The organism is Lysobacter sp. Soil_N_23 (genome assembly GCF_057656135.1).
The window spans coordinates 1-26,371 of the sequence record NZ_JBDGKY010000031.1 but is presented as its reverse complement, the minus strand read 5'-3'; the positions used below and the strand labels follow the sequence as shown (position 1 = coordinate 26,371).

At 67.1% G+C, this 26,371-nt stretch carries 27 protein-coding genes and 1 pseudogene; 11 read left to right on the top strand and 17 right to left on the bottom strand.

Features of this window, described 5'->3' with window-relative positions:
• The first annotated feature begins 436 nt into the window (after positions 1–436).
• Both AC3A3X_RS16950 and AC3A3X_RS16945 read left to right on the top strand, forming a co-directional pair.
• Positions 437–1,210, top strand: a complete 774-nt coding sequence (locus AC3A3X_RS16950) for an NAD kinase (protein WP_487584172.1) — start codon at positions 437–439, stop codon at positions 1,208–1,210.
• Positions 1,211–1,256: 46 nt separating this feature from the next.
• On the top strand, positions 1,257–2,162 hold the full coding sequence (locus AC3A3X_RS16945; protein WP_487584171.1) for a 5'-nucleotidase: 906 nt from the start codon (positions 1,257–1,259) through the stop codon (positions 2,160–2,162).
• Between the two features lie 27 nt (positions 2,163–2,189).
• Here AC3A3X_RS16945 and AC3A3X_RS16940 read toward each other — a convergent pair whose 3' ends face one another.
• Positions 2,190–2,696 (bottom strand): CHRD domain-containing protein, encoded by a 507-nt coding sequence (locus AC3A3X_RS16940; RefSeq protein WP_487584170.1) that lies wholly within the window; start codon positions 2,694–2,696, stop codon positions 2,190–2,192.
• A gap of 107 nt (positions 2,697–2,803) precedes the next feature.
• The gene (locus AC3A3X_RS16935) at positions 2,804–3,367 is read right to left on the bottom strand and encodes a DUF2939 domain-containing protein (RefSeq protein ID WP_487584169.1); all 564 of its coding nucleotides are present in this window, start codon (positions 3,365–3,367) and stop codon (positions 2,804–2,806) included.
• A 344-nt stretch (positions 3,368–3,711) separates the two neighbouring features.
• On the opposite strand from AC3A3X_RS16935, the gene AC3A3X_RS16930 reads away from it, so the two are divergent.
• The 4 genes from AC3A3X_RS16930 to AC3A3X_RS16915 all read left to right on the top strand — a co-directional run bounded on the left by AC3A3X_RS16930 (position 3,712) and on the right by AC3A3X_RS16915 (position 7,688).
• A complete protein-coding gene (locus tag AC3A3X_RS16930; RefSeq protein ID WP_487584168.1) occupies positions 3,712–4,215 on the top strand; it encodes a DUF3302 domain-containing protein in 504 nt (167 codons plus the stop codon).
• 75 nt (positions 4,216–4,290) lie between these two features.
• Positions 4,291–5,433: an HlyD family secretion protein gene (locus AC3A3X_RS16925; protein WP_487584167.1), complete on the top strand. Its 1,143-nt coding sequence runs from the start codon at positions 4,291–4,293 to the stop codon at positions 5,431–5,433.
• A gap of 7 nt (positions 5,434–5,440) precedes the next feature.
• Positions 5,441–6,886, top strand: coding sequence for an efflux transporter outer membrane subunit (locus AC3A3X_RS16920; RefSeq protein ID WP_487584166.1), 1,446 nt, complete (start codon positions 5,441–5,443; stop codon positions 6,884–6,886).
• A gap of 124 nt (positions 6,887–7,010) precedes the next feature.
• Positions 7,011–7,688: a hypothetical protein gene (locus tag AC3A3X_RS16915; protein ID WP_487584165.1), complete on the top strand. Its 678-nt coding sequence runs from the start codon at positions 7,011–7,013 to the stop codon at positions 7,686–7,688.
• Here the strand turns inward: AC3A3X_RS16915 and AC3A3X_RS16910 are convergent.
• The 15 genes and pseudogenes from AC3A3X_RS16910 to asnS form a co-directional block, all read right to left on the bottom strand.
• On the bottom strand, positions 7,685–8,845 hold the full coding sequence (locus AC3A3X_RS16910) for an MFS transporter (protein WP_487584164.1): 1,161 nt from the start codon (positions 8,843–8,845) through the stop codon (positions 7,685–7,687). The two genes, AC3A3X_RS16915 and AC3A3X_RS16910, sit on opposite strands and share 4 nt — an antisense overlap.
• 185 nt (positions 8,846–9,030) lie before the next feature.
• Entirely contained in the window at positions 9,031–9,717 is a 687-nt protein-coding gene (locus AC3A3X_RS16905) for a DUF2461 domain-containing protein (protein ID WP_487584163.1), read from the bottom strand.
• 9 nt (positions 9,718–9,726) lie between these two features.
• Positions 9,727–11,169 carry an exodeoxyribonuclease I gene (gene sbcB, locus AC3A3X_RS16900; RefSeq protein ID WP_487584162.1) on the bottom strand — a complete coding sequence of 481 codons (1,443 nt, stop codon included), beginning with the start codon at positions 11,167–11,169 and terminating at the stop codon, positions 9,727–9,729.
• Between the two features lie 162 nt (positions 11,170–11,331).
• Complete coding sequence (locus AC3A3X_RS16895; RefSeq protein WP_487584161.1) at positions 11,332–12,699, bottom strand: FAD-dependent oxidoreductase; 1,368 nt, start codon at positions 12,697–12,699, stop codon at positions 11,332–11,334.
• A gap of 70 nt (positions 12,700–12,769) precedes the next feature.
• Positions 12,770–14,053 carry a kynureninase gene (gene kynU / locus AC3A3X_RS16890; protein ID WP_487584160.1) on the bottom strand — a complete coding sequence of 428 codons (1,284 nt, stop codon included), beginning with the start codon at positions 14,051–14,053 and terminating at the stop codon, positions 12,770–12,772.
• A gap of 138 nt (positions 14,054–14,191) precedes the next feature.
• Positions 14,192–15,202, bottom strand: coding sequence for an amidohydrolase family protein (locus AC3A3X_RS16885; protein ID WP_487584159.1), 1,011 nt, complete (start codon positions 15,200–15,202; stop codon positions 14,192–14,194).
• Positions 15,203–15,209: 7 nt separating this feature from the next.
• A complete protein-coding gene (locus AC3A3X_RS16880) occupies positions 15,210–15,740 on the bottom strand; it encodes a 3-hydroxyanthranilate 3,4-dioxygenase (protein ID WP_487584158.1) in 531 nt (176 codons plus the stop codon).
• Between the two features lie 87 nt (positions 15,741–15,827).
• Complete coding sequence (locus AC3A3X_RS16875) at positions 15,828–16,277, bottom strand: RidA family protein (RefSeq protein ID WP_487584157.1); 450 nt, start codon at positions 16,275–16,277, stop codon at positions 15,828–15,830.
• A complete protein-coding gene (can, locus tag AC3A3X_RS16870; RefSeq protein ID WP_487584156.1) occupies positions 16,274–16,945 on the bottom strand; it encodes a carbonate dehydratase in 672 nt (223 codons plus the stop codon). The genes AC3A3X_RS16875 and can overlap by 4 nt, the downstream gene beginning before the upstream one ends.
• Complete coding sequence (locus tag AC3A3X_RS16865) at positions 16,942–18,375, bottom strand: aldehyde dehydrogenase (RefSeq protein ID WP_487584155.1); 1,434 nt, start codon at positions 18,373–18,375, stop codon at positions 16,942–16,944. The genes can and AC3A3X_RS16865 overlap by 4 nt, the downstream gene beginning before the upstream one ends.
• A gap of 187 nt (positions 18,376–18,562) precedes the next feature.
• Positions 18,563–19,348, bottom strand: coding sequence for an SDR family oxidoreductase (locus AC3A3X_RS16860; protein WP_487584154.1), 786 nt, complete (start codon positions 19,346–19,348; stop codon positions 18,563–18,565).
• Positions 19,349–19,351: 3 nt separating this feature from the next.
• Positions 19,352–19,985, bottom strand: a pseudogene (locus AC3A3X_RS16855) (FMN-binding negative transcriptional regulator).
• Between the two features lie 24 nt (positions 19,986–20,009).
• Positions 20,010–20,312 carry a hypothetical protein gene (locus tag AC3A3X_RS16850; RefSeq protein WP_487584153.1) on the bottom strand — a complete coding sequence of 101 codons (303 nt, stop codon included), beginning with the start codon at positions 20,310–20,312 and terminating at the stop codon, positions 20,010–20,012.
• Positions 20,309–20,614 (bottom strand): hypothetical protein, encoded by a 306-nt coding sequence (locus tag AC3A3X_RS16845; RefSeq protein ID WP_487584152.1) that lies wholly within the window; start codon positions 20,612–20,614, stop codon positions 20,309–20,311. The genes AC3A3X_RS16850 and AC3A3X_RS16845 overlap by 4 nt, the downstream gene beginning before the upstream one ends.
• Positions 20,615–20,748: 134 nt before the next feature.
• On the bottom strand, positions 20,749–22,149 hold the full coding sequence (gene asnS, locus AC3A3X_RS16840) for an asparagine--tRNA ligase (protein WP_487584151.1): 1,401 nt from the start codon (positions 22,147–22,149) through the stop codon (positions 20,749–20,751).
• Between the two features lie 145 nt (positions 22,150–22,294).
• On the opposite strand from asnS, the gene AC3A3X_RS16835 reads away from it, so the two are divergent.
• From AC3A3X_RS16835 to rplI, 5 genes are all read left to right on the top strand, one after another.
• On the top strand, positions 22,295–22,633 hold the full coding sequence (locus tag AC3A3X_RS16835) for a HesB/IscA family protein (RefSeq protein ID WP_487584150.1): 339 nt from the start codon (positions 22,295–22,297) through the stop codon (positions 22,631–22,633).
• A 142-nt stretch (positions 22,634–22,775) separates the two neighbouring features.
• Positions 22,776–24,572, top strand: a complete 1,797-nt coding sequence (locus AC3A3X_RS16830) for a DUF885 domain-containing protein (protein ID WP_487584149.1) — start codon at positions 22,776–22,778, stop codon at positions 24,570–24,572.
• A gap of 291 nt (positions 24,573–24,863) precedes the next feature.
• Positions 24,864–25,289, top strand: a complete 426-nt coding sequence (gene rpsF, locus AC3A3X_RS16825; RefSeq protein WP_200605073.1) for a 30S ribosomal protein S6 — start codon at positions 24,864–24,866, stop codon at positions 25,287–25,289.
• 26 nt (positions 25,290–25,315) lie between these two features.
• On the top strand, positions 25,316–25,546 hold the full coding sequence (gene rpsR, locus AC3A3X_RS16820; protein WP_055899483.1) for a 30S ribosomal protein S18: 231 nt from the start codon (positions 25,316–25,318) through the stop codon (positions 25,544–25,546).
• A gap of 156 nt (positions 25,547–25,702) precedes the next feature.
• Positions 25,703–26,155, top strand: coding sequence for a 50S ribosomal protein L9 (gene rplI, locus AC3A3X_RS16815; protein ID WP_487584148.1), 453 nt, complete (start codon positions 25,703–25,705; stop codon positions 26,153–26,155).
• The last annotated feature ends 216 nt before the right edge of the window (positions 26,156–26,371 follow it).

Sequence of the window (26,371 nt, the reverse complement as noted above, 5' to 3'; positions counted from 1 at the left end):
ATCCTGTCCGAATGCGGGGCGTGGGCCATCCATGGCCCACTGCTGCGCAATCCCCGGCCCGGCGGACGACGCTCTGGTGCATCGTTGCATGGTCTTCGGTGGCCCTCACCCCAACCCCTCTCCCGCAAGCGGGAGAGGGGCTATAGAAAACCGTCATCCCCGCGAAGGCGGGGACCCAGCGACGTTGCTCTCATGACCGTCATTCCCGCGAAGGCGGGAACCCAGCGACGTTGCTCTCACGCCCGTCATTCCCGCGTAGGCGGGAACCCATGGACATTGCTCTTCGAGTTTCGCGGACACGTGTCAGCAACGTGGGCTCCCCAAACCAACAACCGAAGCGTCGACGAGGAGGGGATGAGGCTCATCCGGAACCAGGTGGCATGCAACGCCTGAATCCGCCCCGGGTTATGCTGATCCCATCCACCCGGAGCCGCCGATGACCGCGACGCCACGCATCGCCTTCCTCGCCAGTACCGCCGATGAGGCGCAACGCGCACTGGCCGAGCTGATTGCACGACACGGCCAGCACGAACCCGGCGACGCCGACGTCATCGTCGCGCTCGGCGGCGATGGCTTCATGCTGTCGACGCTGCACCGCCACGGCAGCCTGGGCCGACCCGTCTACGGCATGAAGCTGGGCACGGTCGGGTTCCTGATGAATCATCATGGCGGCGACGGTCTGCTCGGGCGGCTGCACGCGGCCGAACCTGCCGTGCTGCGTCCCCTGGAGATGGTCGCGCAGACCGAATCCGGCGCGACCGTCGGCTCGCTGGCCTATAACGAAGTGTCGTTGCTGCGCCAGACCCGCCAGGCCGCGCACCTGCGCATCGACCTCAACGGCGAGACCCGCCTGGACGAGCTGATCTGCGACGGCGTGCTGGTGGCGACCTCGGCCGGCAGCACGGCATACAACTTTTCCGCGCACGGGCCGATCCTGCCGTTGGGCGCGAATGTCATAGCGCTGACCCCGATCGCGGCGTTCCGCCCGCGTCGCTGGCGTGGTGCGGTGCTCAAGGCCGACACCGAGGTCCGCTTCCGTGTCCTGGACCCCTACAAGCGCCCGGTCAGTGCCACCGCCGACTCGCACGAGGTCCGCGACGTGGTCGAGGTCACCATCCGCGAATCTCACGACCGCACCGTCACCCTGCTGTTCGACCCGGAGCACAACCTGGAAGAACGGATGCTGGCAGAGCAGTTCACCAGCGGCTGAACTGGCTGTCGCAGTGGGCGAGACTGGCCTGCGGCATAATGCCGCCATGCCCGACCGTGACGCCGATCCCCTGATAGTCGCGATTTCCTCGCGCACCCTGTTCGACATGGAAGACAGCCATGCGCTGTTCGAGCGCGAAGGCATCGATGCCTATGCCGACTTCCAGCGTGCCCACGAGGATGATCTGCTCGCTCCGGGCGTGGCCTTTCCGCTGGTGCGCAAGCTGCTCGCGCTCAACGAGGGTGCGCCGACGGAGGCACCGCGGGTCGAGGTGATCCTCATTTCGCGCAATTCGGCCGACAGCGGCTTGCGCATCTTCAACTCGATCGCCCACCACGGGCTTGCGATCAAGCGCGCGGCCTTCAGCAATGGCGCGCCGCCGTTCCCGTATATCCGACCGTTTGGCGCCGACCTGTTCCTCTCGGCCAACGCCGAGGACGTGCGCAACGCGCTGGCGGCCGGCGTCGCCGCCGCGACGCTGTTGCCGTCACGCGCACCGCAGCAGCGTCATGACCAGCTGCGCATCGCATTCGATGGCGACGCGGTGATCTTCGACGACGAGGGCGAGCGGGTCTCGCGCGAGGGCGGCCTGGCCGCGTTCGCCGAGCACGAGCGCAGCCACGCCGGCGAACCGCTGTCGGGGGGGCCGTTCCGCGGCTTCCTCGATGCCCTGCACCGGCTGCAGGAAGCCTTTCCGACCGGCCAGAACGCGCCGATCCGCACCGCCCTGGTCACCGCGCGTTCGGTACCCGCGCATGAACGCGTCATCCGCACGCTGCGCGAATGGGGCATCCGCCTGGACGAGGCGCTGTTCCTGGGCGGGCGGGCCAAGGGGCCGTTCCTCGAAGCATTCGGGGCCGACATTTTTTTCGACGATTCCGAGCACAACATCGTCTCGGCGCGCGATCACGTTGCCGCGGGGCATGTGCCCCACGGCATCGCCAATCGCTGATTCGATCCGCCCCAGGGCAGGTCGCGTTCAATCGTGATCGTGCCCGAGCTGGCTGCGAATCTCGCCACCTGGCCATATCGTGCTGTGCACATTGGCGTAGGCCACGCCATCGCGTAGCGCTTCGATCACTTCATCCAGTTCACCGGGAGCCACGCCCTGTACGCCCGGACCGATGACGTCTGCCGCAGTGATCACGCCGGTGATCCGCGCCGGCGGTGCCGGACAGGCCTGGGTGCCTGCGGGGCCGTTGCCGAGGTTCGAGCACAGGAATGCGGCGATGCCGCCGTTGACGCTCTTCTGGCCGATATGGATGTGCGCCTGTGTCACGTCGCCTTCGAGCCTGTCGTAGGCAAGTTCGTAGTGGATCGCGTTGCCGTCGTTGCTGATTCGGGCGCGGAAACTGCCGCGGCCATCGGTGGAGATCGCCGGAACCTCCTGCGTGCCTACCAGCACCGCCTTGATCTGCTTGTTCTCCGCATGGACGCCTGCTGCCGGGAGCAGCGCGGCCATGGCGAGCACGGCTAAACGTGTCATGTCGTCACCTCGCGCGAATGGGGTGGCGGACGCTTGCTGCGTCCGAGCGGGACGGTGAGCCGGCGCAGGTTAGGGGAGGGTGAATCCTGGGTGGCGAGGACCGACCGTTAGTCGGATCGATCCGCCGGCGCCGCTGGCGGTAGCCGGATATCGGCGAGTTTCCAGTCCAATCCCTGACGTAACAGGACGAACACGATCGGCGCGCCATCGTCGGTATGCACCGTGGCGGTGAATCGCGAGGGTGACTCGAAACGGTAACGTGCGTCGCGCAGCGGATCGGGTGGCGGCTGGTGCGCGTACGCGTCGTCCTTGCTGATGCCACCACCGCTGATGCGGTGCAGCAGGCCGCGACCCTCCAGGATCGCGCCGATGCCGGCCGGCGTGGCGATGGCGTCTACCATGCCGCCGGCCGCCTGGTTGGCCAGGCCAAGCGCGAGGCCGCCCAGCGGGCTGTCCAGCACCTGCGCGCCGGCGCGTCGCGCCAGCGTGTCTTCAACCTGCGCCCGCAGGCTCTGGCGCAACAGCGGGAAATCGACGTGACGCGACAACGCAGCGCTGTCCTGCGCCTGGATCGCGTCGCGAATGGCATTGATCGTCAGGAAAGGACCCGCAGCGATCCAGGCCAGCAGGGCCAGCAGGGCCAGTAGCGGCAAGGCTATCCATTTCTTCATGCGACGACCTCCGATGCGGATGGCACAGCATAACGGCGCCTTGATTGACGATGAAGCGCGTGCGGAACACGTGTTGACGCCTGAGAAGACATGACGAATGAGACGTTTCTCATTGTGCCCGCAGGTATCGGCTGTCACCTTGTGTGCGCCCTGCAGCGTGCGCTTTCGCCGTGACAGGGCCGGCGCGACCCGTGAGGAATACGGGACGAGCGAAGCGCGACGAGACGCGAGCCCCGGAGCCAGCCGCTGCCGCCGGTCTCCATCAATGCCAGCCAATCGCCATCCCTGGAGGATTCCGCGTGAAGGAAACACGATCCAAAGTGCCTTGTGACACCAGGTCGCGATTGCGCCCATCGACCCTGCTGCGCCTGGTGCTCCCTGTCCTGCTGGTGCATTCGGGGCAGGCGCTCGCATCCGGATCGATGGAAGACAGGATCGCTGACGTGATGGTCTGGGTCGTCGTCGTGGTGGCACCGATCCTGGCACTGACCGTGTTCTGGATCCTGCATGTCTGGCCCGAACGCGTTGCGCTCGCACGCGACCATCCACAGAAGGACGCGATCCAGGCCTTGTGCCTGATGTCGCTGGTGTTCGGTGGCATGTTGTGGCCGCTGGCGATGCTGTGGGCCTACATGAAGCCGCTGCGTTTCCGGCTGGAGCCATCGGCTTGCGCCGTTGAACCGGCTGCGCAACCTGCTGTGCCTGCGCCGTGTCCGCATCTCGACGCGAGCGTCCTCACGCACGCACCCGCCGAGGAGGAAATCGTCTTCCTGCGCCATCGGATCGCAGCGTTGCAGGGACGCCTGGATGTTCTCGTCGAACGCGATTCGTCGACGCTGCATGGCTGATTGCGGCGCCTGGCCGGCACCCGCCATGCCGGGCGACGCACAGCCCCTTCCACACGCACAGAAGTTGGGAACGCCTTGGAAATCCTGATACTCGCGCTGTACAGCCTGCTGGTCTGGCTGGTCTTCATCAAGTTCAAGTGGTTGCCTTGGAACATCTATTCGCAGGTCGCGGTCGTGGTGATCGCGATGGCCGGCATGGCCGGCACGATCCTGGCGCTCAACGTGGTCGCGCCGTCATCGAGCGACGTGCGCGTGCTGAACTACTCGGTCGAAGTCGTGCCGCGCGTCACCGGTCGCGTGATCGAGGTTCCGATCGAAGGCAATCGCCTGTACCGGAAGGGCACACCGATCCTGAAGCTGGACCCGGAGCCGTTCCAGCTGCGGGTGAAGGAGCTCGAGGCCAGGCTGGTCGGTGCCGAGGCCGCGGTCGCGCAGCTCGACCAGGACCTGCTGGCGGCGCGCAACAACACACAGGCGGCGCTGGCCCAGCTCAATCTGGCACGGACGCGGCTGAGGCAGTCGCAGCAGCTGTCTGCCGAAGGCGCCGGAGCCCACTACGACGTCGAATCCTACGATGCCGACGTCCGCCGCCTTGAACCGGCGCATCGCGCCGCAATGGCGGCCGAGGCGAAGGTCCAGGCCGAGCTGGATGCGGTCGTCGGCGGCGAACAGTCGTCGGTGGCCAGCACGCGCGCGCAGCTGGAACAGGCGAAGTGGGAGCTGTCCCAGACCGTTGTTTACGCGCCGGCAGACGGCTATGCGATCAACCTGCAGGTGCGCGCTGGTTCGTACGCAGCCGCGCTGCCGCTGCGTCCGGTCATGACCTTCGTCGAAGTCGAACAGCAGGTGGTCGCGTTCTACAACCAGAATGAGTTGACCCGGGTGAAACGCGGCGACGAAGTCGAGATCGCCCTGCCAACGCTGCCGGGCAAGGTCATCAAGGGGGAAGTCGATTCGATCGTGTGGGCGACCGGGCAGGGTCAGTTCCAGGCCTCGGGCACGTTGCCCAACCTGCCTGCCGAAGCGGGGCCGGCGGCGCCGCCGCAGAAGTACGCGGTCAAGGTGCGCATCACCGATCCCGGGCGCAACTTCCTGGCCATGGGCGCGCGTGGCGTCGGTGCGATCTACACCGCGCATGGCAAACCCATCCACCTGATCAGGAAGGTGATCCTCCGGGTGAACTCGGTGACCAACTACCTGATCCTGAAGTTGCATTGACGTGGCCATGCCCGTGACCACGCATCGTCAACCCCGTCGCTCCCGGGCAGCATGGCTGGCGGCACTCGTTGTCGCCGCGACCGGATGCGCCAATCTGACCGCGCCCGAGCCGGGCGAAATCTACGAACAGGCCATGGGCGGCGTGGTCGTGCCGGCGGCATGGAGCACGGCGGCGCAGGCCAGCGCGTTTCGCCCAGGGTGGATCGGTTTTGCCGACGACGGGCAGCTCAAACTGCTCATCGACGAGGCGCTTGCGCATAACCCGGACCTGCGAGCGGCGGGCAGCCGTCTCGAACAGGCGCGCCTGCAGATGCGTCTGGCGGGCGCGGACCTGCAACCCACCGTCACGCTGGGTGGCAAGTACTCCGATTCCTTGCAGCCGGCCAACGGCCTGGACATCAACGGCTACGGCGTGGTGCTCAACTGGGAACTCGATCTGTGGGGCCGGGCGCGCGCGGAGAAGAAGGCAGGCGAAGCCGCCTACCGGTCGGCCGAGGCCGACTATGCCTATGCCCGCCAGTCGCTGGCGGCCATGACCGCGCGCGCATGGTTGCTTGCGATCGAGGCGACGCGGCAGACGGAACTGTCCATGCAGATCCGAGATGCGGCGCGCGCGCAGACGGTGCTGATGGAGCGGCGTGAGCAGGTCGGCAAGATCTCCGCACAGGACGTTGCCGTCGCCCGCGCGCAGGCGCAGACGAGCGAGGACGCGGCACTCCAGGCCGAGCAGGGCAGACAGCAGGCGCTGCGCACGCTGGAGCTGCTGGTGGGTCGTTATCCATCCGCGTCGATTGCCGTCCCGTCAGCGCTGCCCGGTGATCTCGAGCCGGTCCCGGCCGGCGTGCCTTCGGACCTGGTGGAGCGTCGCCCGGACCTGATTGCCGCGCGAATGCGCTATGAGCACGCATTCTTCAACCGGGAGGAAGCGCGGGCGGCACGCTTGCCGCGGATCGCACTGAACCTCGGCGCCGGGCACCTGACCTCCGAGTTCCTGCAACTCAAGGACGGCCTTGGGTCCACCGTCTACCCGGTGGGCGGCAAGCTGCTGTGGCCGCTGTTCGATGCCGGCCGGCTGAAGACCCAGGTCGAGATCCGCGACGAGCAGCAGCGCGAAGCGGCCGCGGAGTACGCGCGAACCATCCTGACCGCTTTCACGGAGGTCGAAAGCGCGCTCGCGGCAGACAGCCTGCTGCAGCAGCGCGAGCGCTCGCTGTCGCGCCAGACCGAGGCGTTGCAGCAGGCGCTCGATGCCGCCCGCACGCAGCAGCGTGTCGGCAAGGCCGACCGCCATGACGTACTCGATCGCGAACTGGCACTGGATGCGGCCAGGATTGCCCTGATGCGCGTTGCCGCCGAGCGGCGCACGCAGCGCGCCAATCTGCACCTTGCACTGGGTGGCGACTTCGGCATTCCGTTGCGGTCGACGGCCCGCGGCGCGGCATCCGGCCGGTGACCGCGCAATGGTGAAATCACGCTGATCCTGATGCTGCTATAACGGCGTGCGGCCCAGCAGGGGCCGCGCCGCCGTCCTCACGCTCTGCAAGCTCGACTACCACCTTCAGCCGTGGATGCATGCAATGAGCACCAAGCGCCGTTCTTCGTTGATGGACCGCTACCTCGACCCGGCGACGAGCCTGGCCGAAGTGTTGTTCGGCCTGATCATGACGCTGACCTTTACCCTGGGCGCCGGCATCATCATCGAGGACGAAGGGCGCGAAGGGGCGCGCGAGCTGCTGATCGCGCTGATCGGCTGCAATCTCGCGTGGGGCATCATCGATGCGGCGATGTACCTGGTCGGCGTGCTGTTCGATCGCGGAAGGAAGCGACGGCTGGCGCGGGCCATTCGCGCCTCGCCTGACGATCGCGCCGCCTGTTCGGTCGTGGCCGGCGAGCTCGACGAACTGCTGGGTGACGTGATGCCGGAAGGCGACAGACAGACGCTGTACGCGCGCATTGCCGGCCATCTGCGCACCCGGCAGGACGCAACGGTGGCGCTGCACCGGTCCGACTATCTGGGTGCCTTCACCAGCTTCTGGCTGGTGGTGCTGAGCAGCGTGCCGGCCGCCGTGCCCTTCCTGTTGATAGACGATGCACGCCTGGCCTTGCGCACGTCCAACGCGGTGCTGCTGGTGCTGTTGTTCGCCACCGGACATGCCTGGTCACGCTATACCCTCGGCAAGCCGTGGCTGGTCGGGCTGTGTTTCCTGGTCGGGGGCGCGGCGCTGGTGGCGCTGGCTATCGTGCTGGGCGGCTAGGTTGCGGCTTGCGGACGCAGCGCACGCACCGGCACCAGGTGCATCAGCAAGGCCATCACCGCGACCACGGCGCCGAGCAGGAAGGCGAGGTGACCACCGCCGTGCTGCCAGCCCACGGCGGCGATGCCGGCGCCGGTGACGCCGCCGATGCCGCCACTGAAGCCATAGAGCATGCCCTGTGCCGCGGCCATGTCGCGTCGCTCTGGAAAGAGCTCCGCCATGCGCCGCATGCAGCCTGCATGGAAGGCGGCGAAACTGAGCGCGTGCCCGGTCTGGGCCAGCGCCATCCATGCGAAGGAACCGCCGAGCAGCGCGACCATGACCCAGCGCAGCGCGGTGGCGACCAGGCATGCCGTCATCAGGCGTTGCGCACCGAATCGTTGCACCAGTCGCGGCGCCTGCCAGAACATCAGGATTTCGCACAGCACGCCAATGGCCCAGAGCACGCCGACGGCGAAGCCGTCGTGGCCCTGCGCCTGCAGGTGCAGGGTGAAGAACACATAGAACGGACCAAAGCCCAGTTGCATGAGCATCGCCACCAGCAGCAGGCGGCGCGCGCCTGGCCGGCGCCATAGCGCCTGCCTGGGGACATCGGAGACGAGAGCGGGAAGGGGACGATCGCCGCGGTGCAGCCAGGAGGCAGCGACCGTCAACAGCAGCCAGGGCAACGTCAGCCAGACAAAGGCATCGTTGCCGAGCCGGTCGAGCAACCAGCCGTAGCTGCCGGCGACGATGAGGAAGCCGATCGATCCCCACATGCGGATGCGGCCGTAGTCGTGATTGCGCTGGCCCAGTGCCGACAGGGTCATCGCTTCGAACTGCGGCATCACCGCGTTGAAGAAGAGACCGAACCAGGCCATGGTCGCGAACAGCATCACGCCGGTGGTGAATCCGGCGAAGGCGGCGAAGCCGAGCAACGACAGGACGCAACCGGCGACCAGCCAATGTCCCGGGTTGGGGCTGCGTGCACTCATCCGCGCCCAGGTGGGCGGCGCGATGATGCGCCCGCCATACCAGAGCGCCAGCATTGCGCCGACCGCGTAGCCGCCGTGGCCGTTGGCGACTACCCAGCGGCCAATGTAGGGCGTGTACGCGCCCAGCGCGCCGTAGTAGCCCAGGTAGAACAGCGCGTAGCGGCGGAAATCGGCGGGGGACAAGAGTGACGGACCTGGCGCGGGCGATTGCGGATTATGCGGCACCGCACCGTCGTCCCGGCGAAGGCCGGGACCAAGGCCGTCGACGCATCAGATCCGGGACGCGGGGCAACGGAGAGGATCCGGGCCTGGGTCCCGGCGTTCGCCGGGACGACGGTGTCGGGGTGACGTGTCGGGGTGACGGCTGCTCAGAACTCCAGGTCCAGCGCCGCGCACAGGTAGTCGGTGAACGGCGCCAGGCCCTGCAGGTCGGTCTCGAGCGTCTTGAGCAGCCGCGGCCCCGTCATCGTGGCGTCCTCGATGGCGCGCAGTGCGACGAAGTTCTTGCGCTTGAGGTCGTCGGCGAACTCGAAGTCGTCGGGGAAACCGCGCGGCATGCGCGTGAGCACCTCGCTGTCGTCGAGGTCGAAGCGGCGACGGAACTTGGCTGCGTGTGCGGCGGCCTTCCAACTGCCCGGATTGTCGAGGATGAAATGGCGGACCCGGCGCAGGCTGTCCGGCTGCGGGTGCCAGATGCCCGATGCGATGAAGCAGTTGCCAGGTTGCAGGTGCAGATAGAACGACGGCGCCTCGACCTGGCGGCCGCGCTCGTGGAACAGGCGAGCGCCCTGCCAGTTCTTGTAGGGCGTCTTGTCGTTGGCGAACCGGGTGTCGCGGTGGATGCGGAACAGCGACCCGCCCACGCCCTTGGGTTCGGACCGGTAGTGCTGGCTGACGCCAGCCAGGACCGGCTGCAGGTCGGTCAGCAGGTGCTGGAACGGTTCACGCACGTGGCTGTCGTAGTCGCCCTTGTGCGCATGGAACCATTCGCGGTCGTTGTTGCGCGCAAGGCCGCGCAGGAACTTGAAGCTGGCGTCGCTGAAGTAGTGGCTCATGAGGAAGACTCAGTTCAGGCTGGCAGCGATGCCACCGCCCCACGCTTCGAGACGGTCGAGCAGGGCCAGCTTGTCGGGGGCGGCGGCGTGGGCGGCGCGCAGCTGCGCGATCTCGGCAGCGAAGCGATCGAAGCCGTACTCCGCGAGCCCGGTATCGGTGTAGAGGCGCTGGCGCCGGTACTCGTCCCAGCGCACACGCTCTTCGGCCGACAGCGTCTGCGGCCAGTTGCGCGCACGGTAACGGAACAGGATGCCCGGCAGGCGCGCATCGCGGAAACCGAACTCGCGCTCGCCCAGCGCCTCGGGTGGAGTCGTGCGCACCTGTGCGAACAGGCGCTTGTCGCCGTCGCCGATGAAGCCGTCGTAGAGGGAGGCATCCAGGTCGGGTGCGACCCGCTCGCGCTCGCGCGCGAAGACCTGGCGGACCTTCTCCACCAGCGCCGGGCCGGCCTCGCGGATCCGCGTCGCGCGACGCTCCACTTCGGCGGGGTCGATCAGAAGGCGCTCGAAGTCCGGCGTCCGCAGGTGATCCCAGGCGACCAGGGCCGGGCTGCGGTTGCTGTGCACTTCCTTCAGCGCGATCCGCTCCTCGCCTTCGGCCAGGTCGGCAGAGCGCGTATACAGGCGCGCGGCGATCGCCTCGGCATCGAGTTGCAGCAGCGGCTCGGGATCCTGGGCGAGGTCGAACACGATCACCCGGCTGTCGATGTGCGGATGGCGTGCGATGGGCAGCACCGCTGCCGAGCACAGGCGGCTGGCGGGGAAACGCTGGGAGACGTTGAGCAGCGGGTTCATCGCGACCACGTCCATCAGGCTTGCCGCGTAGCGTTTGTCGCGCAGCCGCAGCGCGTAGTCCCACAGGCGCGGCTGCGCGGCCTTGAGCTTGCGGGCCAGGCCGATCAGTGCGCGCACGTCGGAGAGCGCCTCATGCGCGTCGCCCTCGCGCACGCCGTTGGCCTCGGCGAGGTGCTCGAGGCGGAACGACGTGGCGCCGTCTTCGCGTTTGGGCCACACCAGGCCCTCGGGACGCAGGGCGTGGGCGAGGCGCAGCACGTCGAGCAGGTCCCAGCGCGAATTGCCGCCACGCCACTCGCGCTCGTAGGCGTCGAAGAAGTTTCGGAAGAAGCCATAGCGCACGAACTCGTCGTCGAAACGCAGCGAGTTGTAACCCAGGCTGCAGGTCTCCGGTCGCGCCATCTCCTCGAAGATCCGGGAGAACGCGGTGGCCTCGTTGACGCCCTCGTGCATGGCGTGCTGCGGGGTGATGCCGGTGATCAGCGTCGCGCCCGGCGAGGGCAGGAGGTCGTCGGCCGGCTTGACGAAGAAGCTGATCGGATCATCGATCTGGTTGAGATCGGCATCGGTGCGGATCGCCGCGAACTGGGCGATGCGTGAAGTGCGCGGGTCGGCGCCGAAGGTTTCCAGGTCGTAAAAGAGGAAGCTGGCAGGCATGGGCGGGTCAGATTCCGATCGTCATCCCGGCGTCCGCCGGGATCCAGTGGCGAAGCATCACACTGGAAGCCATGGGCGACGGCAGGGGGAAGAAGTCGCGGCAATGGCATCCGGGCACTGAGGGCCTGGATCCCGGAGTACGCCGGGATGACAGTGCTTTGCTCATGCTTCCACCGGAAGCTTTGCAAGCCGCTCGCGCACGGTTGCATCCACGGCGTCCCAATCGAGTGTGTCGAGCGAGCGGTGACCGCGGGTCAGATCGACCAGCAGTTCGCGCTGCGCACGCCCGCGCTCGAACGCGGTGGCATACGGCATGCGCTGGAAGGTGACCATCGAGTAGCGCGGCATGAACCGCTCGGGATGGCGCTCGGCCAGCGTGCGTTCGAGGGCGCGCTGCAGCAGGTAGTCGTCGTCGTCGACGCGATCGCGCATCTCCAGGTAGTTCTCCAGCGCCATCGCCTGGATCGCGCGCGCGTTGGGCAACCGCTCGGCCTGGAAGGCGGCGAATGCGGCGGCGCGATCGGGATTGGCGTCGAGGTGTTCGGCTAGGGCAACGCAGTCCTCGAACGCGCAGTTCATGCCCTGGCCGTGGAACGGCACCATCGCATGCGCAGCGTCGCCGACCAGGACGGCACGGTCGTCCAGGTGCCAGCGGTCGAGGTAGAGCGTGGCCAGCAGGCCGGCCGGGTTGCGCTCGAAGTCCTGTTCCAGGTTCGGGATCAGCGCCAGTGCATCGGCGAAGTCGCGCTCGAACAGGGCGCGTGCCTGCGCGCCGTCGCGCACCGTGGCAAAGCTGGGGTCGCCTTCGTTGGGCAGGAACAGCGTCACCGTGAAGGTGCGCTCGTCGTTGGGCAGGGCGATGCACATGTAGCGGCCGCGCGGCCAGATGTGCAGGGCATTGGGTTCGATGCTGAAGCCGCCGTCGGCCGAGGGCGGAATCTCCAGCTCCTTGTAGGAGTGGCCGAGGAATTCGGTGCGCTCGCCCAGCTCGGCCTGCGTCGCCATGGCGGTGCGCAACGCCGAACCGGCGCCGTCGGCGCCAACGAGAGAGACGAACGAGGCTTCATGCGTGCTGCCATCGCGCGGATCGGCGAAGCGGGCGACGCGTGCGTCGAAATCGACCGACGCCAGGCCCCGGTCGAAATGCAGCCGGGCGCCGGCGCGCTCGGCGATGTCGAGCAGGATCACGTTGAGCTCGCCGCGGTGCACCGACCAGATCACCTCGCTGTCGTCGCGACCGTAGCGCTGCAGGTCGGTGCGGCCATCGAGGAAGTGGACCATGCGCCCGCGCATCATCACCGCGTGCTGCATCACCGCGTCATCGGCGCCGGCCAGGCGCAGGGCGTGGCGGCCGCGCTCGGCCAGGGCGAGGTTGATCGAGCGGCCACCCTGGTAACCCTTGAGGCGCGGATCGCCGCGCTTCTCGAATACGTCGACGCTCCAGCCGCGCTGCACCAGCAGCGTGGCGAGCACGGCACCGGCCAGGCCGGCTCCGATCAGGGTGATGTGCTTGGACGTGTCGTTGCTCAAACGGGTCACCTATGCGGGTGCTGCGGTTCCTTCTCCCAGCCGCGGAAGAAGACTCGATGGAGGTCGTGGCTCAGCCCTGGTCGCGCCAGGCTTCGGTGGTCCGCACGAACCGCAGCACGTCGGCATAGCGGTTGTAGAGCGGGGCGGGCGAGATGCGGATCACGTCGGGCTCGCGCCAGTCGCCGAGCACGCCATTGCGGGCCAGGTACTCGAACAGCGCGCGGCCGCGCTCGCGGCCGCCGATCACGCGCAGCGACAGCTGGCAGCCACGGCGCTCCGGCTGGGATGGCGTGACAATCTGCAGCGTATCGGCCAGGCGCAAGCGGATCAGCGCCTCCAGGTAGCCGGTGATCTGCAGCGACTTGGCGCGCAGTGCCGGCATGCCGGCCTGGTCGTACAGCTCCAGCGATGCGCGCAGCGGTGCCAGACCGAGGATCGGCGGATTGCTGAGCTGCCAGCCTTCGGCACCCGGCGTGGGCACGAACTGCGGGCCCATGCGGAAACGGGTGTCGGCCTCGTGTCCCCACCATCCTGCGAAGCGCGGGCGATCGCTGCTGGCGTGGCGCTCGTGGACGAAACAGCCGGCGACCGCGCCGGGACCGCTGTTGAGGTACTTGTAGTGGCACCACACGGCGAAATCGACGCCGCTGTCGTGCAGCGCCAGTTCGAGGTTGCCGACGCCATGCGCCAGGTCGAAGCCGCAGACCGCACCCTGCGCATGCGCCAGGCGCGCGATCGCGGCCAGGTCGAACGCCTGCCCGGTGCGGTACTGCACGCCCGGCCACAGCACCAGCGCCAGGCGCGGGCCGTGCTCGGCGATGGCGCGCTCGATCGCGCCCATCGAAATGGTGCCGTCGGCTTCGTCGGCCTCCAGCTCGATCAGATCGGTGGCCGGATCGAACCCGTGGAAACCGATCTGCGAGGCGACCGCATGGCGGTCGGACGGAAACGCACCGGCCTCGATCAGGATCGCCGGACGCTCGCGCGTGGGCCGGTAGAAGCTGACCATCATCAGGTGCAGGTTGACGGTCAGCGTGTTCATCGCGACCACTTCGATGGGCTTGGCGCCGACCAGGCGGGCCAGCGATTCGCGCACCAGCTGGTGGTAGGCCATCCACTGCGCATCGCCGGTGAAATGGCCCTCGACGGCTTCGGCCGCCCACTTGTCGAGCACTTCCTCGACATGGCGGCGCGCGCCGCGTGGCTGCAGGCCCAGCGAGTTGCCGACGAAGTAGGCCTGGTCGGCGCCGTCGTGCTGGGGGACCAGGAATTGCGCACGCATCTCGCGCAGCGGGTCGGCGGCGTCGAGGGCCTGGGCGTATGCGTCGGTGTAGAGGTCTTGCGGAGTGGTCACGAATTCAAACCTTGCAGTAATTCAGTGCCGTCATCCCCGCGAAGGCGGGGACCCAGCGACTTTGACGTTGGTTAAGACGCTGGGTTCCCGCTTTCGCGGGAATGACGGGGGTGTGGGGGTTGGTGGGGCGGAAGCTGCTCACGCGAACCGCGCCTTCGACAGCCCCAGCCATTCCAGCGCCGTGCCGTGATAGAGCCGTGCCTGTTCGGCTTCCGACAACGCCAGCGCGGCGATGCCGGCACCCGGTTCCTGCTCGCCGAGCGGGAACGGATAGTCGGTGCCGAGCATCACGCGGTCGACGCCGCAGGTGTCGAGCAGATAGCGCAGCGCGCGCGGGTCGGCCACCCACGAATCGAAAAAGAGCTGGTCCAGATACTCGCGCGGATTGCGCGGGTTGTCGGTCGCGACCAGGTCCGGGCGCATGTTGAAGCCATGCTCGATGCGGCCGATGGTGTACGGGAAGCTGCCACCGCCGTGGGCCATGCAGACCTTGAGGTTCGGAATCCGCTCGAGCACGCCGCCGAACACCAGGCAGCAGGCCGCGCGCGACTGCTCGGCCGGCATGCCGACCAGCCAGGGCAGCCAGTACTTGGGCATCGTCGCCGCGCCCATCATGTCCCACGGGTGCACCAGGATGGCCGCGCCGAGTTCGCCGGCGGCCTGGAAGAAATCGAACAGTTCCGGCGCGTCCAGGTTCCAGTCGTTGATGTGGCTGCCGATCTGCACGCCCTGCAGGCCGAGCTGGTCCATGCAGCGCTCCAGCTCCTGGATGGCCAGGCGCGGCGACTGCAGCGGCACCGTGCCGATACCGGCGTAGTGGCGCGGATAATCGCGGCAGGCCTGGGCCATGTGCTCGTTGAGCGCCTGGTGCAGTTCCAGCGCGTGGTGCGGCTTGGCCCAGTAGCTGAACATCACCGGCACGGTGCTGATCACCTGCACCTGCACGCCGAAACGGGCGTAGTCGTCGATGCGTTCCTGCGGATCCCAGGTCTTGGACCATATCTCGCGGAAGAACTTGCCGTCCTTGTAGATGCGATGACGCCCGTCCTCGGTGTGGTGGATCACCGGGAAGCGGTCGTCGCCGTACTTGCGCGCCAGGTTGGGCCAGTCGCGAGGCAGGTAGTGGGCGTGGGTATCGATCTTCAGCATGTGTGGCTCAGGTGTCCGGCATGACGTACTTGGCCGGAGCCGGGTTCAGGTGTCCGCACTGCTTGCAGGTGCGGTGCTCACGCGAGGAATAGAAGTGATCGAACACCGGCGGGAAGTCGGTTTCGATGTTCTTCAGCGGGAAGAACGTCTCGTACAGCTTGGTGTTGCACTGCTCGCAGAACCACATCAGGCCGTCGAGCTCGTGCGGCAGGCGGCGGCGCTCGATGACCAGGCCGACCGAGTCGGGCATGCGCTGCGGCGAATGCGGCACGCGTGGCGGCAGCAGGAAGGTTTCGCCGGCGCGGATCGGTATGTCGCGAGCGGCGCCGTCTTCCTGGATGCGCAACACCATCTCGCCCTCGAGCTGGTAGAACCACTCCGCGCCTTCGTCGTAGTGGTAGTCGGTGCGCTGGTTGGGGCCGCCGACGACCATCACGATGAAGTCGCCGAGGAAGACCACCTTGTTGCCGACCGGCGGCTTGAGCAGGTGGCGGTGTTCCTCGATCCAGGCCTGCAGGTTGATGGGATCAGGCAGCATTGGGTTTCCTCCCCCTCTCCCGCTTGCGGGAGAGGGCCGGGGTGAGGGCAGGGCGCTTACGGCGTGTCGACATCGTCTGCCCTCACCCTAACCCTCTCCCGCAAGCGGGAGAGGGGACTGGAGAGCAGCGACGCACTTGAGCTCGATCGCGATCGGCGTCGGCAGGGCGGTGATGCCGAGCGTGGTCCGGCACGGCGCGCTGTCGATGTTCGGGAAATACTCGGCCCAGACCGCGTTGTAGGCCTTGAAGTCGTGCGCCATGTCGGTCAGGTATACGGTGACGTCGACCAGATTCTCCCAGCGCGCGCCGCTGGCCTCGAGCACGGCGTGGACGTTGGCGAACACCGCTCGCGTCTGCGCATCGATGTCGTAGCTGATCAGGTTTCCGTCGGCGTCGTGGACATTGCCGACGATGGCGTTGCTGGCCGGGTCGCGCGGACCTATGCCGGACAGGAACAACAGATCGCCGACCCGGCGCGCATGCGGGTACGAGCCGACCGGTCGTGGCGCGGCAGCAGCACGGATTACATCGCTCATCGCGGCGAATCCCCCTTGGAGGCATTGACCTGGGCGACCGCAGCCTTGTACAGGCCATCGAGTGCTTCGAAGCTGTCGACGTTCATCGCCATGTCATGGACCAGGCCGTTGCGCAGACTGTAGACCCAGCCGTGGACCGACAGGTCCTGGCCGCGCGACCAGGCGTCGCGGACGATCGTGGTCAGGCAGACGTTCTGCACCTGCTCGATCACGTTGAGCTCGCACAGGCGATCGTGGCGCTCGCTTTCGTCGGCGTGGGCGATGCATTCGCAATGCTTGTCGGCGACGTCGGTGACATGGCGCAGCCAGTTGTCGGCCAGGCCCACGCGCTGGCCGTGCAGCGCCGAGTGCACGCCGCCGCAGCCGTAGTGGCCGACCACCAGGATCCGCTTGACCTTGAGCACGTCGACCGCGAACTGGATCACCGACAGGCAGTTGAGATCGGTATGCACCACCACGTTGGCGATGTTGCGATGGACGAAGACCTCGCCCGGCGCCATGTCGATGATCTGGTTGGCCGGCACGCGCGAATCGGAGCAGCCGATCCACAGATACTCGGGAGCCTGCTGCTTGGACAGGCGTCTGAAGAATTCCGGGTCCTCGCGGTTGATCCGCTCGGACCACTCGCGGTTCTTTTCCAGCAGCTCGGCGAGGGGGCTCGTGCTCATTGCTTCCATCCCAGGTTCAGTCCGACGTTCTTGGCGTCGGTGAAGAAACGCATGGCCTCGAACCCGCCCTCACGGCCCATGCCGGAGGCGCCACTGCCGCCGAACGGCGTGCGCAGGTCGCGTTGCAGCCAGGTGTTGACCCAGACCATGCCGGCGCGCAGGTGCGCGGCGAAATGGTGGGCTCGGTTGAGGTCGCGGGTCCAGACCGAAGCGGCCAGGCCGTAGTCGCCGGCGTTGGCCAGCGCCAGCGCCTCCGCGTCGTTGTCGAAAGGCTGCAGGGTCACGACCGGGCCGAAGATCTCCTCGCGGTTGCTGGCGCAATCCGGGCCGAGCCCATCGATGACGGTCGGCGCGACGAACCAGCCCGGCCGTTCCAGTGCATTGCCGCCGCACAGGACCTGGCCGCCTTCGTCTCGGGCGCGCTGCAGCGCGGCCATGACCTTGTCGAAATGTGCCTGCGACACCAGCGGACCCAACTGGTTGTCGCCGTCCATGGGATCGCCGACACGCAGGCCACTGGCGCGTTCGACCAGGGTGTCGCGAAACTCGCGGTAGATGCTGCGTTCAACCAGCATGCGCGAACCGCACAGGCAGATCTGCCCGGAGTTCTGGAAGGCTGAGCGCACCAGCGTGTCGAGGTGGTCGCGCCAGTCGCTGTCGGCGAACACCAGCGTCGGGTTCTTGCCGCCCAGTTCCAGCGAGACCTTCTTCAGCAGCGGACCGGCCATGCCGGCGATGCGGCGGCCGACCGCGGTGCTGCCGGTGAACGAGACGGCCTTGATGCGCGGATCAACCACCATCGGTTCGCCGACCTCCGGGCCCAGGCCGTGCACGATGTTGAGCACGCCCTTGGGGAAGCCGATCTGCGCGGCCAGTTCGCCGAGCATGGTCGCCGTCAGCGGCGTCACCTCCGACGGCTTGGCAACGACCGTGTTGCCGGCGGCCAGTGCCGGCGCGATCTTCCAGGTGAACAGATACAGCGGCAGGTTCCACGGCGAAATAGTGGCTACCACGCCGAGCGGTTGGCGAAGCGTGTAGTTGAGCCCGGCCTGGCCGTGGTGTGATTCGCTGGCGAACTGGGTCGCGGCGTGGGCGAAGAAGCGCAGGTTGCTGATCGCGCGCGGGATCTCCGCTTCGCGTGCCAGCCCGATGGGCTTGCCGCCATCACGCGATTCGGCATGCGCGAAATCGTCGAGTTTGGCTTCCAGCGCATCGGCCAGTTTCTCCAGCCAGCGCGCTCGCTCGCTGTTGGGCAGGGCCGACCAGGCAGGAAAGGCGGTTTCGGCCGCGGTGATCGCGGCGTCGACGTCCGCTGCATCGCCCTGGGCGACTTCGGCGAAGGGTTTGCCGTTGGACGGGTCGATGACTTCGAGCCAGCGGGCCGATGCGGGCTCGCGGGATTGGCCGGCGATGAAGTGGCAAAGGCGCATGGGGCTAGCTTAACAGTGCGGCTTGGCCGTGCCTGCGCGTATGTTTCCGGCGCGAAGCGCCCTCATCCGCCTGCCGGCACCTTCTCCCGCAAGCGGGAGAAGGGCAGTGACATGAGCCTCTCTCGCAAGGACGCCGGAGCCCCTCTCCCGCTTGCGGGAGAGGGGTTGGGGTGAGGGCAAGCGTCGCCTAAAGCGATCTGGTCCTCCCCCCATCCACCGGCAGATTCACCCCCGTGATATACGACGCCGCAGGCGAGCAAAGGAACGCAATCGCCGCCGCCGTCTCCTGCGGCCGCGCGAAGCGCCGCATCGGGATCTCCGACACCATCTTCTCGAACACTTCCTCGCGGCTGCGCCCGGTCTTGTTGGCGGTGTTGTCGATGATCTGCTCGATGCGCGGTGTCTCGGTCGAGCCGGGCAGGACGTTGTTGACCGTGATGCCCTTGGCCGCTACTTCAGTGGCCAGTGTCTTGGCCCAAGAAGCAACCGCCCAGCGCGTGGTGTTGGAGACACCCAGGCCCTGCAGCGGTTCTTTCACCGACGTCGAGATCACGTTGACGATGCGCCCGTAGCCGTCGCGCTCCATGCACGGGATCACCGCCCCGGCGAGCACATGGTTGGCGATCAGGTGCTGCCGGTAGGCGGCCTCGAACGCCGCGATCTCGGCGCCATGCACCGGCCCCGGCGGCGGGCCGCCGCTGTTGTTGACCAGGATGTGCACCGGCTTTGCGGCCACCAGTGCCTCGACCTTGGCGCGCAGGGCGTCGGTGTCGGCGCTGTCGACTGCGATCCAGCCGTGCACCTGTCCCGGCTTGGTCGGCAACTGCTCTGCCGCTTCGCGCAGCCGTTCTTCCCGCCGGGCCAGCAGGGTGACGTTGGCGCCCAGTTCGGCCAATGCCTTGGCGGTCGACAGGCCGATGCCCTGGCTGGCGCCGCAGACGAGGGCATGCTTGCCGCTCAGGTCCAGATCCATGTCTCAGTCTCCGTTGGGTTCGTTCATGCGCTCGCGCATCAGCGTCGCGATCTCGCGGCCGCCTTCGCGCGGGCTGGCATCAAGCTGGGCGATGACAGACTCGCGATTGGCGAGCGGATGGTTCCTGGCTGAGCTTGAACTTCAGCGTGACCTGCTCGGCGACGAAGCGGAAGCCGATGATCCCGCGCAGCTGGCTGCGGTGGTCGTCGCGCTCGAATTCGAAGCGCCAGTCTTGGCCAACGCTGGCCTCATGCTCGCGGCTGAGGCCGTCGACGACATCAGCCAGCGAGGCTTCGTCATTGAACGTGGTCAGTTGGCCGCGCAGGTGGGCCACGGCGTAGTTCCAGGTCGGAACCCGCGCTTCCTCTTCCTTGTCCGGATACCACGACGGCGAGACGTAGGCATGGGGGCCGTGGAAGATTGCCAGTGCGGGGCCGCCGTGACGCGCCTGCGGGTTGGGCCCGGCCCGGTGGCCGATCAGTTCGACACGATCGCCTTCGCGGCGATAGATCACCGGCAGGTGGCTGACGGTCGGTTCACCGTCGTGCACGGTGACGAGCGTCATGAAGCGGTCGCGCTGGGCCAGCCAGTCGAGCGCCTGCAGGTCGGTTTCAGCGAAGGCGCGCGGCAGGTACATGCGGTCTGCGTCGAGGGGCTGCGGTCAGCGCCGCGACGGCAGCTGCCGCACCATCTGCGCGCGCAGCATCTCGTCATCATTGCCGCTAGGGGGCACCAGCTCGTCGAGGGCGAAACCACGCGCTTGCGCATCGTCTTCATCGAGACCGTCCAGGGCGACGAACTCGGCGTCCATCAACGCTGCGCGGGCGGTGTCCTCGCTGTCGTAGGGCTGGCTGACGCCGTCGCTGTCGAGCACTTCGGCCGTGCCGGCATCGAGGACGCGGAGCCGCGCCCAGATCAGCGTGCGGCCGATCGTGGCCAGCCACCATTGGTCGTTGTAGCTCATCCGATCACCACCGAAAGCAGCCAGAGGAGGGCAGCGCAGACCAGGCCGGCGATGATCGTCAGCAGCGAGATCCGCGCCGGGCTGGCCAGGCCATTGAGGTTGCCGTCGGCCACCGACAGGTAGCCGCGGCGCAGCAGCCAGCCCCAGGCCGAAGGACGGGCGAACGCGCCCTCGCCGAGCTGCGCCTGCAGCTGCGGGTGGCGGTCGCGGATGTGCACCAGCGACAGCGGCCAGAAGATCACGAACGCGCAGAAGCCGGCGATGGCGACGGCGACGAAGAGCAGGGCGAAGAACAGGATCATGTCATTCCGTTTGCTGAGCCCCTCTCCCGCTTGCGGGAGAGGGGTTGGGGTGAGGGCAGCCGCAGCATCAAGGCAAAGGCGCCCTCATCCGCCCTTCGGGCACCTTCTCCCGCTCGCGGGAGAAGGGAGGATCATCAGAACTCGGCGTGCCCCGGCGCGCGCGGGTACGGGATCGCATCGCGGATGTTGCTCAGGCCGCAGACGTAGACCACCAGGCGCTCGAAGCCCAGGCCGAAGCCGGCATGCGGCACCGTGCCGTAGCGGCGGAAGTCGCGGTACCAGCCGTAGTGCGACGAATCCAGGCCGAACTGCGCCATGCGCGCGTCGAGCATGTCCAGGCGCTCCTCGCGCTGGCTGCCGCCGATGATCTCGCCGATGCCCGGGGCCAGCACGTCCATCGCCGCGACGGTCTTGCCGTCGTCGTTGAGGCGCATGTAAAAGGCCTTGATGTGCTCGGGGTAGTTGGTCACCACCACCGGGCGGCCGACGTGTTCCTCGGTCAGCCAGCGCTCGTGCTCGGTCTGCAGGTCCAGGCCCCATTCGACCGGGAACTCGAACTTCTTGCCGGACTTCTGCAGCAGCGTGATCGCATCGGTGTACTCGATGCGCTCGAACGGCGCGTTGACGAAGGCTTCCAGGCGGGTGATCGCGTCGGCCTGCACACGCTCGGCGATGAAGGCCAGGTCGTCGCCGCGCTCGTTGAGCACCGCGCGGAACAGGTACTTGAGGAACTCCTCGGCCACGCGCGCGTCTTCGGCCAGGTCGGCGAAGGCGATCTCCGGCTCGACCATCCAGAACTCGGCCAGGTGGCGGGTGGTGTTGCTGTTCTCGGCGCGGAAGGTCGGGCCGAAGGTGTAGACCTTGCTCAGCGCCAGTGCATAGGCCTCGACGTTGAGCTGGCCGGACACGGTCAGGAAGGTTTCCTTGCCGAAGAAGTCACGGCTGAAGTCGACCTCGCCCTTGTCGTCGCGGGGCAGGTTGGCCACGTCCAGCGTGGAGACCCGGAACATCTGCCCGGCGCCCTCGGCATCGGACGTGGTCACGATCGGGGTGCTGATCCAGTAGAAGCCGTTCTCGTGGAAGTAACGGTGGACGGCCTTGGCCAGGCAGTCTCGGATGCGCGTGACCGCGCCGAACAGGTTGGTGCGCGGACGCAGGTGGGCGACCTCGCGCAGGAACTCCAGCGAGTGCGCCTTGGGCTGGATCGGGTAGGTCTCCGGATCCTCGACCCAGCCGACCACTTCCAGCGAGGTGGCCTGGATCTCGAAGCTCTGGCCCTGGCCCTGCGAGGCCACCAGGGTGCCAGTGGCGATCACCGCGCAGCCGGCGGTGAGGCGCTTGACCTCGGATTCGTAGTTGGACAGGTCGGCCGGGGCGACCACCTGGATGGGCGCGAAGCAGGAACCGTCGCTGACGTTGACGAAGCTGAGCCCGGCCTTGGAGTCGCGGCGGGTGCGCACCCAGCCACGGACCGTGACTTCACCACCCGCCGGGATCCTGCCCGCGAGCGCGTGTTCGACGCTGACCACCGTCATGCCTTGAATCCTTGCCTGTTCGGGCCGATATGGGGAATGCGGCAGTTTACCGAAGCGTCCGCACAGCGTCGCTATAATTCGCCGGAAGTCCGGATTTCCCGAAAGTCCTCATTCTGCAGAACGTCCCGCCACCCGGAGCGCCTCAATGGCTGTCACCCTTGCCCCCGCCGCCCTCGAACGCGTACAGCGCTATCTGGTCGAATCGCCCGACGCGATCGGCCTGCGCTTCGGCGTCTCGCGCACCGGCTGCTCGGGCTGGCAGTACAAGGCCGACCTGGCCCGCGAGACGCATGAGGGCGACACGGTGTTCGAGCAGGAGGGCGTGCGCATCTACGTCGATGCGCTGAGCCTGGCGCTGGTCGACGGCACCGAAATCGACCTGGTCAAGCAGCGCCTGGGCGAGCAGTTCCTGTTCCGCAACCCCAATGTCACCGCCGAATGCGGCTGCGGCGAATCGTTCACGACGAAGGCCGACGCGGCCTGAGTCCCCTGTTTTGTCATCCCGAGCGCAGCGGGGAACCGCTTTCCGCGGCCAGGCAGCAGGTCCCTCGCTTCGCTCGGGACGACAGTCGACTTGTTCAGCGTTGCCTTAGACTCAATCCCCTGACCTTGAAGGGGATTACACCGTGCTCCGTCCTGTATTGCTTGCCGTGGCGATCGCCACCGGCCTGTCTGCCTCGCTCGTGACGCCCCGCATCCACGCTGCCGAGCCCACCGCGGCTGCCCCCGCTCGCAACGCCGCCACCCAGACCCTCCACGCGCTGTTCGACGATGAGTGGGAGCGCGACATGCGTGAGAGCCCGGAAGAGGCCAGCTACCGCGGCGACAAGCGCTTCAACGACCGCTGGACCGACATGAGCATGGCGGCGATCCAGGCGCGCATGGAGGGCGACCGCAAGGCCCTGCAACGGTTGCGCGTGATCGACCGCAAGGCTCTGTCGGCCAGCGACCAGCTGAATTACGACACCTTCGCCTGGGATCTGGAAAAGGCAGTCGAACGGCAGAAGTACCGCGAGTACCTGAGCCCAATCGGCCACAGCGGTGGCGTGCAGACCGCCGACGGCATCGCCGAGGTGCTGCCGTTCGCGACGACGAAGGACTATCGCGACTGGCTGGCGCGCATGCGCGCGTTGCCGGCGGTGATCGAGCAGAACGAAGTGCTGATGCGCGAAGGCGCCGCCACCGGCAACACGCCGCCGCGCGTACTGATGGAGCGGGTGCCCGGGCAGATCCAGGCGCAGGTCGTCGACGACCCGGCGAAAAGCCCGTTCTACAAGCCCTTTGCGCGCTTTGCCGATACCGTCCCAGAAGCCGACCGCGCCGCGCTCCAGGCCGAAGCGAAGCAGGTCATCGCAGACACCATCGTCCCGGCCTACCGCGGCTTTGCCACGTTCTTCGCCAACGAGTACCTGCCCAAGACCCGCACCACGATCGCCGCCACCGACCTGCCGGACGGCAAGGCCTATTACGACTTCGTCGCCGGCTACTTCACCACCACCGACCTCAGCGCCGAGCAGATCCACCAGATCGGCCTGAAGGAAGTGGCGCGCATCCGTGCGGAGATGGAGAAGGTCAAGGCCGAAGTCGGCTTCAAGGGCAATCTCGCCGAGTTCTTCCAGTACCTGCGCACCGACCCGAAGTTCTTCTACAAGACGCCGCAGGAGCTGTTCACCGGTTACGAGGCGATCGCCAAGCGGATCGATCCGCAGCTGGTGAAGGTGTTCAAGACGATTCCGCGCCTGCCCTATGGCGTGCGTCCGATCCCGGACAACATCGCCCCGGACACCACCACCGCCTACTACCAGCCCGGCGCCGTCGACGGCACCCGCGCTGGCTTCTACTACGTCAACCTCTACAAGCCGGAGGTTCGGCCGAAGTGGGAAATGATGGCGTTGTCGCTGCACGAAGCCGTGCCGGGCCACCACTTCCAGTTCGCCCTTGGCATGGAGCTGCCGGATCTGCCGATGTTCCGGCGCACCGCCTACTTCGTCGCCTACGGCGAGGGCTGGGGTCTGTACGCCGAGCGCCTGGGCTACGACATGGGCCTGTACGACGACCCCTATGACCGCATGGGGCAGCTGGCCTACGACATGTGGCGGGCGGTGCGGCTGGTGGTCGACACCGGCATGCACAGCAAGGGTTGGAGCCGCGACAAGGCGATTGCCTATTTCATGGACAACTCGCCCAAGACCCGTCAGGACGTGGTCAACGAGATCGACCGCTACATCGGCTGGCCAGGGCAGGCGCTGGCGTACAAGATCGGCCAGCTCAAGATCTCAGGGCTGCGTGAGAAGGCTTCGAGGCAATTGGGAGACCGGTTCGATCTGCGCGAGTTCAATGACGCGGTGCTGGAGACGGGGTCAGTGCCGTTGCAGGCGCTGGAGGCGCGGATCGACGGGTGGATCGCGCAGAAGAAGGGTTGAGGCGGCCCCGCCCCTCTCCCTGGCGCCTGGCGGCGCCTGTCCCTCTCCCGCAAGGGGAGAGGGAGCGAATCTGGGGTCCGCGTTGCCCTCTCCCCTTGTGGGAGAGGGACAGGCGCAACGCGCCAGGGAGAGGGGGATTTGCACTCAACCCCTTGAATCCCCCATAATTTCCGGCTCCCACGGGTTCAGGCCCGGGGAGACCTTGCTCCACCGCCTCCATTCCGGGAGGCCGGGGGGCTGATCCGGTCCGCGCTGAAGCTGCGCGGATCATCATCCACGAGGAATCACACCATGCGTCATTACGAAGTCGTGTTCCTGGTCCATCCGGACCAGAGCGAGCAGGTGCCTGCCATGATCGAGCGCTACAAGTCGCTCATCGAAGGCGGCGAAGGCAAGATCCACCGTCTCGAGGATTGGGGCCGCCGTCAGCTGGCCTACCCGATCGAGAACCTGGTCAAGGCCCACTACGTCCTGCTCAACATCGAAGTTACCCAGAACGTGCTCAACGAGCTGGTCGACGGTTTCCGTTTCAACGATGCCGTGCTGCGCCACCTGGTCATCAAGCGTGACGAAGCCGACACCGAGCAGTCCCTCATCATGAAGTTCAAGGATGAGAAGGGCGACAAGCCGGAGCGCGGCGAGCGCCGTCGCCGTGACGAAGAAGGCGAGACCGTGGTCGGCACTGCCGACGTCGCCGACGATAACGAAGCCGCCTGACCACGCCTTTAGGGAGCAGTACGCAAATGTCCAAGTTCTTCCGTCGCCGCAAGTTCTGCAAGTTCACCGCCGAGGGTGTGAAGGAGATCGACTACAAGGATCTCAACACCCTGCGCCAGTACCTCACCGAGACCGGCAAGATCGTGCCGAGCCGCGTGACCGGTACCAAGTCGAAGTACCAGCGCCAGCTGTCCACGGCCGTCAAGCGCGCCCGTTTCCTGGCCCTGATCCCGTACACCGACAACCACAACGCCTAAGAAGATCGTCGTCTCCCGCAGGGAGGCGACACTCCTTCCCCCTCTCCCGCCTGCGGGAGAGGGCAGGGGTGAGGGCAGGGCCCCCGGGCCGCCCGCTTTCGGACAGCGAAACACCGCTGCGGGGCATTGCCTCGCTAACGAAATAGGAGCAACACCATGCAACTGATCCTCCTGCAGAACGTGCAGAACCTCGGCAAGCTCGGCGACAAGGTCAACGTCAAGCCGGGCTTCGGCCGCAACTTCCTGATCCCGTACGGCAAGGCCGTGCCGGCGACGGCGACCAACCTGGCCGAGTTCGAAGCGCGTCGCGCCGAGTACGAAGCCAAGGCCAAGGCCGCGCTCGACGGTGCCGAAGGCCGCAAGGCCGCGCTCGACGGCGCGGAAGTCACCCTGTCGGCCAACGCGTCGACCGAAGGCAAGCTGTACGGCTCGATCACCCCGCGTGATATCGCCGAAGCCCTCACCAAGGCCGGCCACAAGGTCGAGAAGTCGGAAGTCGTGCTGGGCGAAGGCCCGCTGCGTCGCACCGGCGAGTACGAGATCGTCGTGCACCTGCACGCCGACATCGAAGCCACCGTCAAGGTCATCGTGATCGGCGAAGTCGCCTGATCCGAAGATCCACCGGGTTTCAAACGAAGGGCGCCGCAAGGCGCCCTTTGTTTTTGGTTGTTCGTCCCTGTGCGGGAAGGTTGGCGTTGCTTGTCGTCCCGAGCGCAGTGAGGGGGGCTGGTGATGCTGGTGTTGCGTGTTGGGCTTGCGTCTGCGGAGCGGCGTCGTCCGCCGGGCCGGGGATTGCTCCGCCCCTTAGTCGGACATCCTGTCCGA